2 protein-coding genes are annotated in these 2,566 nt (G+C 46.2%); both read left to right on the plus strand.

Translation table 11 applies throughout. From position 1 onward, the window contains the following. Nucleotides 1-333 precede the first annotated feature (333 nt). Nucleotides 334-546: a cold shock domain-containing protein gene (locus tag PHF32_08795; GenBank protein ID MDD4560811.1), complete on the plus strand. Its 213-nt coding sequence runs from the start codon at nucleotides 334-336 to the stop codon at nucleotides 544-546. A gap of 509 nt (nucleotides 547-1,055) precedes the next feature. Continuing rightward, nucleotides 1,056-2,566, plus strand: a 1,511-nt coding sequence (locus PHF32_08800; protein MDD4560812.1) for a YgiQ family radical SAM protein, incomplete at its 3' end; no start/stop codon positions are given.

Consider the following 2,566-nt stretch of genomic DNA (forward strand, 5'->3'; position numbering starts at 1 on the left):
AAGATGGCATACTGGCCTTCTTGTCAATTCGGTTTCGAAAGCATATTTTAGTCGTTTCGCCCACTTTTTCACCTAACTCATGCGCTAACTCATTGGAAATAGATCAGGTCAAAGTGAACAGTCTCCCCCAAATCCCCCAAGAATATGATATTGTGTATGTAAAACTTCAGGACTGCACACAGTGTGAAAACAGCGCTTACATCATTAAATAGCGGAATTGAACGGCTTGCTACAAAGGCATCAAGCATATAAATTGCAAAAATGAATAATATTTGTGTTGACGAGAAAAGCGGCATTGCAATTATTGACGTAGAAGACACTAAAGAGGTTCTTATGAAAGGAAAAGTGAAGTGGTTTAATAAAAATAAAGGTTACGGCTTTATTCTTACTGACGACAATAAAGAGTACTTTGTACACTGGAAATCCATCGTCACCAATTCTCCCCGGGAATTGAAGATTTTGGATCAGGACGAAGAAGTTACCTTTGATTTGATCGAAACCGACAAAGGCATTCAAGCCATCAATATAATCAGGACTAATCCCTGATTGGTGTAGCTTGGGTTTTGGGCGCTGATCTCGGCGCCCTTTGCTTTATTATCACATTTTATGTCCCCACACGACCTATTCCATGATTTCTCCGAGCTTTGTCCAAAAGCGAATATATTGGATAATGCGATTGGAGCTCATTTGACATTTTGTATTTTATTGTATACCTGTATGTTATACAGTCAAATGGTCTTCAATAGCTGGAGATAGCATAGGTAGTGACTCGTCAAGGTACGAATGTCGTTTTCTGCTGGGCTGCCATACTTCACTTTGGCAGATCATCTGCCGAATGATTCAGAGCTGCGGTTCACACTCTGTGTATCAACGTGTAGAGAAGTAGATATCATCGGGTTATCATCGAGTGAGCACAGGATGATAACACCTTGATATCAGGTTCAGCACTGGATCGAACAAAGGGAAAGATAATAATGATTCAAAAGCTCCCTTCGGTCGCTGTGGCACTCCAAGCTTGACATGACAGTAGTTTCCAGTACATTATTTGGAATAATATGGCGTTTTTCCCAGTTAATAAAAGCGATCTGAATGCCCGTGCTTGGTCTGCCTGCGACATCATCCTCATCAGCGGAGATGCCTATGTAGACCATCCCTCCTTTGGCGTGCCCATCATCGCGCGGAGCTTGGAAGCAGCCGGATTCAAGGTAGGCATCATCGCTCAACCGGATTGGCATAACGACGCGGATTTCATGGCACTTGGCGCTCCTCGACTGTTTTTTGGCATCAGCTCTGGAAATATGGACTCCATGGTGAATCATTATACTGCCCAGCGCCGGTTGCGATCCGATGACGCCTACAGTCCGGAAGGCAATAGCGGAAAGAGACCCGATCGTGCTGTGATGATTTACACAAACATCGTCAAACGGCTGTTTAAGGGCATCCCGGTTGTGATTGGAGGAGTGGAAGCATCTCTACGCCGCATTGCGCATTATGACTATTGGCAGGATAAAGTTCGCAACAGCATTCTGGCAGACAGTAAAGCAGACTTGTTAATCTATGGTATGGCAGAAAGCACAATCACAAAACTGGCACGCTTCCTGGATGCAGGAAAGAAGATCCATGAACTTAGTAATATGCCATCCACGGTATGTTTTACAAAGGAAGTGGGAGAGTTGCGCTTGCCCGATGCTGATGCTTGCCACGATAAACATACTTTTCACCTCATGAATCGTGAATTCTACAATCACTACGCCACAAGCGCTCTTTACCAGCTCAACGGCGGTCGCTGGATCAAGCACAATCCCCCAGCTCCTGCGTTAAGCAGCAAACAGATGGATCAAATCTATTCCCTACCGTTCATGAATGCTCCACACCCCATGTACAAAGGAGCATTGATCCCTGCTTGGGAACAAATCAAACAGAGTATCACCAGCCATCGGGGTTGCTACGGTGGATGCAACTTCTGCGCCATCGCAATTCATCAGAGTCGCAAGATCCAGTCCCGTTCAGCCGCCTCTATTGTGGAAGAAGCCACTAAGCTCACAGGATCCATCAGTGATGTCGGAGGCCCTAGTGCCAACATGTATCAGAGCTATTGTAAGCGCGGTTTTCCGGACGATTGCCCCCGCCGTAGTTGTGTATTCCCGGAGATATGTCCCAATCTGGTTTTGAACCACGAAGCGCAATTGCGACTGCTGGATGCAATCTCCAAGCTTCCCTCCGTCAAACATGTGTTTATCGCCAGCGGAATCCGGCACGACTTGGCTTTGGGAAACAAACCTTACATCAAAGCGATAGCCGCCAAATACACAGGAGGCAGGCTGAAACTGGCTCCCGAACACAGCGCACCTAATGTGCTGAGACTGATGGGCAAGCCTCCCATCGAACGTTTTGAAGCTTTTTCCAAAGAGTATTTCGAAGAAGTGCGCAAAGCCGGCATCAAACGGCAGATCATCCCCTACATCATTATCGGCCATCCCGGCACCACTATGGATGATGCTCTGGCATTGAAACACTGGCTGGAAAAACATAAGATTCACGTGGAGCAAGTACAGGAATTCACTCC

It is taken from the genome of Candidatus Cloacimonadota bacterium (assembly GCA_028706475.1).
Taxonomy (GTDB): Bacteria; Cloacimonadota; Cloacimonadia; order Cloacimonadales; family Cloacimonadaceae; genus UBA5456.

Coding starts and splice junctions, on each gene's coding strand:
- PHF32_08795 (MDD4560811.1), top strand. CDS start 334: ATGAAAGGAAAAGTGAAGTGGTTTAATAAAAATAAAGGTTACGGCTTT.